The sequence below is a fragment of the Enterococcus sp. DIV0660C genome, from assembly GCF_017316125.1.
In the GTDB taxonomy this organism is placed as follows: Bacteria; Bacillota; Bacilli; order Lactobacillales; family Enterococcaceae; genus Enterococcus_B.
On the sequence record NZ_JAFLWA010000061.1, the window covers coordinates 1 to 7,112 of the forward strand.

Consider the following 7,112-nt stretch of genomic DNA (forward strand, 5'->3'; position numbering starts at 1 on the left):
TCGACTCCTCTTGGGCGCGTAGTCTTTTTATTTTTTCGGGAAGTAGCTCAGCTTGGTAGAGCACTTGGTTTGGGACCAAGGGGTCGCAGGTTCGAATCCTGTCTTCCCGATTTTTTTATTGATTTTTTGTTGAATTCGTTTTATAATTTTTATAAATTGAATATGCGCCCATAGCTCAACTGGATAGAGTGTTTGACTACGGATCAAAAGGTTAGGGGTTCGACTCCTCTTGGGCGCGTTAATACGGAATAGTTTATTCCGTATTTTTTTTGGTTTAAAATGGTATTTTATTGAAACTTTTATTAACTAAAGGCATTCTCCTTTCATTCTTTGTTTAAATTAGCTATAATTAAGGTCAATATTAGTCAAAGGGAATGAAGAAGATGGCACATCAAAATACCTCGGATTTAATTGAGTCATATATAAAAAAAATTTTAGAAGAAAATGAAATGATTGAGATTCGAAGGATTGAAATGGCAGACCTCTTTAACTGCGTTCCTTCGCAAATAAATTATGTTATAAACACTCGCTTTACTATTCAACGCGGTTATTTAGTAGAAAGTAAACGCGGCGGTGGTGGCTATATTAGAATTGCAAAAGTTCGAATTTCTGACAAGAGACATATGTTAGACCAAATTAATCAGCTATTTGATGAAACAATCAGTGAAAAAGATTCATTTTCAATTATCCAAAAATTATATGAGGATAAAATGATTACAAAAAAAGAAGGAAATTTAATGCTTAGTGCTATTGCAAAAAGCACTCTAAATTACAGTGACCTGGAAGGGCATATTCGTGCTAGAATTCTACGAGCTTTTTTAGAACGGTTAAGTTATGAAGATGGGAAGTGAAGATTGATGGAAGAACTTTTTAATGAACGGGCCCAAGTAGTCTTGGAAATCGCACAAGATGAAGCAAAAAGATTAAAACACCAATCTGTTAGTTCTGAGCATATTTTATTAGCTTTAGTTTTAGAACCTAATGGAATTGCTGGGAAAGTTTTACGTGAGTTAGGCGTAAATGAAACAGATATTTATGAAGAAATTGAACATTTAATTGGTTATGGTGGCGTAAATAAGTATGTAGAAGGAATTTATCTTCCATACTCACCACGAATGAAACAAGTTTTTGCACTAGCAAATAGCGAAGCAAAAAAAATGAATATTCAAAAAATAGGTACAGAACAAATTTTATCTAGTTTGTTGAAAGATGAGAGTATTATGGCTACACGTATTCTTATTAACTTAGGAGTAGATGTTGCTACTGTTCGTCAAATGCTTAAACGAAAAATGGGCATGAATGAAGGTCTTAAAAATAATGCTAGTCGTCGCAGAAATCCACAAGACAAGCGCCAAACTGTTAAAGGAACACCAACTTTAGACTCGTTAGCTCGCGATTTAACCAAACTAGCTAAAGAAAATAAATTAGATCCTGTTGTAGGTCGTTCAAAAGAAGTAAAAAGAGTAATCCAAGTATTAAGTCGACGAACAAAAAATAATCCAGTCCTTGTTGGGGAACCAGGTGTAGGTAAAACAGCTATCGCCGAAGGATTGGCCCAGAAAATTATTCTAGGTGAAGTACCTGAAGAAATGCGTTCAAAACGTTTGATGATGTTAGATATGGGTTCTTTAGTAGCAGGAACAAAATATCGTGGTGAATTTGAAGATCGTATGAAGAAAGTAATTGATGAAATTTACAATGATGGTCAAGTTATTTTGTTCATTGATGAGTTGCATACACTGATAGGTGCAGGTGGTGCGGAAGGCGCAATTGATGCATCAAATATTTTAAAACCAGCGTTAGCGCGTGGTGAGCTTCAAACAATTGGCGCGACAACTTTAGATGAATACCAAAAATATATTGAAAAAGATTCTGCTTTAGAAAGACGTTTTGCGCGTATTCAAGTCGATGAACCTTCAACTGAAGAAGCAGAAGAAATTTTGCGAGGTCTACGTTCACGTTATGAAGAGCATCATGGTGTAGCAATTACAGACGAAGCTTTGCGTGCCGCCGTTACTCTTTCTGTTCGCTACATCAATTCAAGGCAACTTCCAGATAAGGCAATTGATTTGATTGATGAATCTGCAGCAAAAGTTCGGTTAGATCAAACAAGTGATGTAAGTGAGACTACAGTAGTTAAAGCTGAGATTGAGCGTTTGGTTATTGAGAAAGAAAGAGCCATTCAGAAACAAGATTTTGAAACCGCGGCCCTTTTGCGTAATAAAGAAAAGAAAGCTACACAAAAACTTGAAAAACTTTTATTGATTGAAGAAAAAAATACGAATGGTTATGCTAATCGAGTGACTGATGAAGATGTCGCAACAGTAGTTTCTGAATGGACAGGCGTTCCATTACAGCAACTGGAGAAAAAAGAAAGCGAACGTTTATTAGAATTAGAAGCATTATTACATGAACGAGTAGTAGGACAAGATGAAGCGGTTAAAGCAGTTTCTAGAGCAATCCGTCGTGCACGAAGTGGTTTGAAAGATCCACAACGACCGATTGGTTCATTCATGTTTCTTGGGCCAACAGGTGTCGGGAAAACAGAACTTGCAAAAGCATTATCTGAAGTGATGTTTGGTAGCGAAGAATCATTAATTCGTGTAGATATGTCTGAATTTATGGAAAAATATAGTACTAGTCGTTTGATTGGCTCGCCTCCAGGATATGTTGGTTATGATGAAGGTGGACAATTAACAGAAAAAATTCGTCAAAAACCCTATTCAGTTATCTTGTTAGATGAAGTTGAAAAAGCACATCCAGATGTTTTTAATTTACTATTGCAAGTACTTGATGATGGTCATTTGACAGATTCTAAGGGAAGAAAAGTTGATTTTAGAAATACAATTCTAATTATGACATCGAACATTGGTGCGACACAAATTAGAGAAGAAAAAAATGTCGGATTTAATGTCCAAGATGTAACGAAAGATCATAAAGCAATGCAAAAAAGAATCTTAGAAGAATTAAAGAAAGCTTTTCGCCCCGAATTCTTGAACAGAATTGATGAAACAGTAGTCTTCCACTCTCTGAACAAAGAAGAAATTCGTGAAATTGTTCAAATTATGAGCAAAGCGATTGTAAAACGTTTAGCAGACCAAGACATTGAAGTGAAAATTACCCAAGCAGCGATTGATATCATTGGTAAAGCTGGTTTTGATCCAGAGTACGGTGCTCGTCCAATCCGTCGTGCACTTCAAAAAGAAGTTGAAGATCGATTAAGTGAAGCTTTGCTTAGTGGAGAAATTCATCTAGGTGATCGAGTAACTATTGGTGGTTCAAAAGGAAAAATCACTTTGAATGTTAGAGAACCAAAAATTAAAAAGGAAATCGTTTCTGTCTGAATTTAACTTTGATAAATGGCACAAAAATCAATTTTGATTTTTGTGCCATTTTTTACTGTTTAACTAAAGACCAAAATATATTTTCGAAAATCCAACTTTAAATATAAGGACTATTGGAAAGTTTTTAGACCTATGCTACTATTATGAGGTTGTAGAAGGAGGTAACTATGATCGAAATCATAACTACTGTTGAATCATTTAATCAAGCAGAAGAATTATTAAACGCTGGAGTTGACACTTTATATTTTGGAGAAGAACAATTCGGTTTACGTTTGCCCGCTTCATTTACTAGAAATGAACAGCGCGAATTAGTTGAATTAGCACATAAATATGGAAAAAAAGCGAATATCGCTGTCAACGGCATTATTCATCCTGAAAAAATGAAGAAAGTGCCAGAATATCTTCAATTTTTAAAAGAAATTGGAACAGATGTCATTACAGTAGGCGACACTGGAATTATTTATACGATGAAGAAAAATCCAGAGTTACGTTTGCCATTTGTCTATGATGGCGAAACACTTGTAACGAGCTCACGCCAAATCAATTTTTGGAGTAAAAAAGGAGCAGTTGGTGCAGTTTTATCGAGGGAAGTTCCTTTTGATGAAATGAAATCGATGGCAGAATCACTAGTAGTTCCAACAGAAATTTTAGTATACGGAGCAACTTGTATCCATCAATCCAAACGACCATTATTACAAAATTATTATAACTACACACAACAAACAGAGGAAGTTGGACGTGAAAGAGGTCTTTTCATTTCTGAACCTAAAAAAGAAGAAACTCACTATTCGATTTATGAGGATAGTCACGGTACACATATCTTTGCAAGTAATGATTTGAATTTAATGAATGAGTTGGAACAATTAAATACTTATCATTATCGAACTTGGAAATTAGATGGTTTATTTACTTCAGGAGATGCTTTCGTTGAAATTGCTGAGTTATTTGTCGAAGCAAAAAATTATATTTTAGCAGGAAGTTGGAACGAAGAAATAGCAATCGAATTAACAGAGAAGGTTCGTAAATTGCATCCAGAAAATCGAGAATTGGATACAGGATTCTTTTATATTGATCCTACTTCAATCAAATAAGGAGTATGACAAAAGAAAAATGACAACCAAAAAGAAATTAAAACGTCCGGAAGTCCTAGCTCCGGCTGGAACATTAGAAAAATTAAAAACTGCTATTCATTATGGTGCTGATGCTGTTTATATCGGTGGAAATGCTTATGGATTAAGGAGTCGTGCGGGTAACTTCACTTATGAAGAAATGGCTGAAGGTGTTGCTTTTGCAAAAGAACATCAAGCAAAAGTTTATGTAGCTGCAAATATGGTGACACATGAAGGAAATGAAGAAGGAGCAGGAGAATTTTTCCGCAGTTTACGTGATGTGGGTATTTCTGCTGTGATTGTTTCTGATCCAGCATTAATTGAAATTTGTGCGACAGAAGCACCCGGTTTACCAATACATTTATCAACACAAGCTTCTGCCACCAATTTTGAAACTTTGGAATTCTGGAAAGAAGAAGGGTTAGAACGCGTTGTCTTGGCTCGTGAAGTATCAATGGAAGAAGTTGCAGTTATTCGTGAAAACACGGACATTGAAATAGAAGCATTCATCCATGGCGCCATGTGTATTTCGTATTCTGGTCGTTGTACGCTCTCTAATCACATGTCGATGCGTGACGCCAACCGTGGTGGATGTTCACAATCATGTCGTTGGAAATATGGGTTGTTTGATATGCCGTTTGGGCAAGAGCGTAATAGTTTGACAGATTCCGGAGAAATTGAAGAAGAGTTTTCAATGAGTGCTGTAGATATGTCTATGATTGAGCATATCCCTGAACTAATCGAAAACGGGGTAGATAGCTTTAAAATCGAAGGTAGAATGAAATCAATTCATTACGTTTCTACGGTTTCAAATGTTTATAAGGCAGCAGTAGATAGCTATATGGCTGATCCAGAAAATTATGTATGCAAGCAAGAGTGGATTGATGAATTGTGGAAAGTTGCACAAAGAGAATTAGCAACTGGTTTTTATTATGATACACCAAGTGAGAATGAACAATTATTTGGTGCACGACGTAAAATCCCTGTTTATAAATTCGTTGGAGAAGTTTTAGCCTATGACGATGAAACGAAGATGGCAACAATTCGTCAAAGAAACTTATTTTCTATTGATGATGAAATCGAGTTTTATGGTCCTGGGTTCAATCATTTCTATCAAACGGTAGAAGTTATGTATAATGAGGAAGGCGAATCAATTGACCGTGCACCAAATCCAATGATGATTTTAACAATGCCGGTTGAGCAACCAGTTAAACCAGGTGATATGATTCGTAAAAAGAAAGAATAATGACCGGGGAAACTCGTCTTTTCTAGGAGGAACGAAATGAAAACCTATGATTATATCGTGGTTGGTGGAGGATCCGGAGGGATTGCTTCTGCAAACCGTGCGGGTATGTATGGCGCGAAAGTTTTATTGATTGAAAGTAATGAACTTGGTGGGACTTGCGTAAATGTTGGTTGTGTACCTAAAAAAGTGATGTGGCAAGCAAGCACGATTTTAGAAACAATTGAACGAGATGCATCAAGCTATGGGATTCAAGCAGATGTAACGAAGGTTGACTTTTCCGAATTAGTAGAAAAACGTCAAAAATATATCGACTTTTTACATGGAGCTTATCAACGAGGATTAGATAGTAATCAAGTAGATGCAGTTAAAGGATATGCAACATTTATTGATAGTCAAACAGTTGAAGTAAATGGTCAACGATATCAAGCACCTAAAATTTTAATTGCGACAGGTGGTCGTGCGAGTCAAATGACAATCCCTGGTGGTGAATATGCGATCGATTCTAACGGATTCTTTGAATTGACTGAGTTACCAGCGCGAACAATTGTGCTTGGTGCAGGATATATTGCTGCAGAGCTTTCTGGCGTATTACAAGGTTTTGGCAGCGAAGTAATGTGGGCCTATCGTAAAGAAAGGCCTCTACGAACATTTGATAAGATGCTATCAGATAACTTGATTGAAATATACCAAGCAGCAGGAATGAAGACTTTTGCTAACCATACAGCTGTTGAGATTATCAAAAATGATGAAGACTATACTGTTATTTTTGATAATGGTAATACATTAACGGGTGATTGTGTACTATTTGCTGGTGGTCGCGTACCTAATACTAAAAATCTTGGACTAGAAAATACAAATGTGACACTTACAAAAAAAGGTTTTGTTCAAGTCGACAAATATCAAAATACAACAGATGAACATATTTTTGCTGTAGGGGATGTCATTGGAAAAATCGATCTAACACCAGTAGCGATTGCTGCAGGTCGTCGCTTGTCAGAGCGTTTGTTTAATGGCAAGAAAGATGAGTATTTAGATTATAACTTGGTTCCAACAGTTATCTTTACACATCCACCGATTGCTACGATTGGCTTGACAGAAGAACAGGCGCTAGAAAAATATGGCGAAAAAGAAATCAAAGTTTATCGTTCACGTTTTACGCCAATGTACTTTGCCTTAAGTGACTATCGTCAAAAATGTGAAATGAAACTGATTTGTGCTGGGAAAGAAGAGAAAATTGTTGGGTTACATGCGATTGGTGTAGGTGTAGATGAAATGTTACAAGGTTTTGCTGTTGCTATCAAAATGGGCGCAACAAAAGCGGATTTTGATAACACAGTAGCTATTCATCCTACTGGTGCAGAAGAATTTGTGACTATGCGTTAGAAAATTTACAAAATTAAAAACGTTCAAGCA

Annotated in this window: 5 protein-coding genes and 2 tRNA genes; all 7 read left to right on the forward strand. The window is 36.2% G+C overall.

What is annotated here, in order from left to right; all coding sequences use genetic code 11:
* Window positions 1-36 precede the first annotated feature (36 nt).
* A tRNA-Pro gene (locus DOK81_RS12170) sits at window positions 37-110 on the forward strand.
* A gap of 54 nt (window positions 111-164) precedes the next feature.
* Window positions 165-238, forward strand: a tRNA-Arg gene (locus DOK81_RS12175).
* Between the two features lie 145 nt (window positions 239-383).
* A complete protein-coding gene (locus DOK81_RS12180; protein ID WP_206911215.1) occupies window positions 384-851 on the forward strand; it encodes a CtsR family transcriptional regulator in 468 nt (155 codons plus the stop codon).
* A 6-nt stretch (window positions 852-857) separates the two neighbouring features.
* Window positions 858-3,344 (forward strand): ATP-dependent Clp protease ATP-binding subunit, encoded by a 2,487-nt coding sequence (locus DOK81_RS12185; RefSeq protein ID WP_206911217.1) that lies wholly within the window; start codon window positions 858-860, stop codon window positions 3,342-3,344.
* A 167-nt stretch (window positions 3,345-3,511) separates the two neighbouring features.
* Window positions 3,512-4,435 (forward strand): peptidase U32 family protein, encoded by a 924-nt coding sequence (locus DOK81_RS12190; RefSeq protein WP_206911219.1) that lies wholly within the window; start codon window positions 3,512-3,514, stop codon window positions 4,433-4,435.
* Between the two features lie 19 nt (window positions 4,436-4,454).
* Entirely contained in the window at window positions 4,455-5,699 is a 1,245-nt protein-coding gene (locus DOK81_RS12195; RefSeq protein ID WP_206911221.1) for a U32 family peptidase, read from the forward strand.
* Window positions 5,700-5,735: 36 nt separating this feature from the next.
* Window positions 5,736-7,082 carry a glutathione-disulfide reductase gene (gene gor, locus DOK81_RS12200; RefSeq protein WP_206911223.1) on the forward strand — a complete coding sequence of 449 codons (1,347 nt, stop codon included), beginning with the start codon at window positions 5,736-5,738 and terminating at the stop codon, window positions 7,080-7,082.
* Window positions 7,083-7,112: the final 30 nt, after the last annotated feature.

Excerpts from the sequence above, each read along its gene's own strand:
- DOK81_RS12180 (WP_206911215.1), top strand. The coding sequence starts at position 384 with ATGGCACATCAAAATACCTCGGATTTAATTGAGTCATATATAAAAAAA.
- DOK81_RS12185 (WP_206911217.1), top strand. The coding sequence starts at position 858 with ATGGAAGAACTTTTTAATGAACGGGCCCAAGTAGTCTTGGAAATCGCA.
- DOK81_RS12190 (WP_206911219.1), top strand. The coding sequence starts at position 3,512 with ATGATCGAAATCATAACTACTGTTGAATCATTTAATCAAGCAGAAGAA.
- DOK81_RS12195 (WP_206911221.1), top strand. The coding sequence starts at position 4,455 with ATGACAACCAAAAAGAAATTAAAACGTCCGGAAGTCCTAGCTCCGGCT.
- gor (WP_206911223.1), top strand. The coding sequence starts at position 5,736 with ATGAAAACCTATGATTATATCGTGGTTGGTGGAGGATCCGGAGGGATT.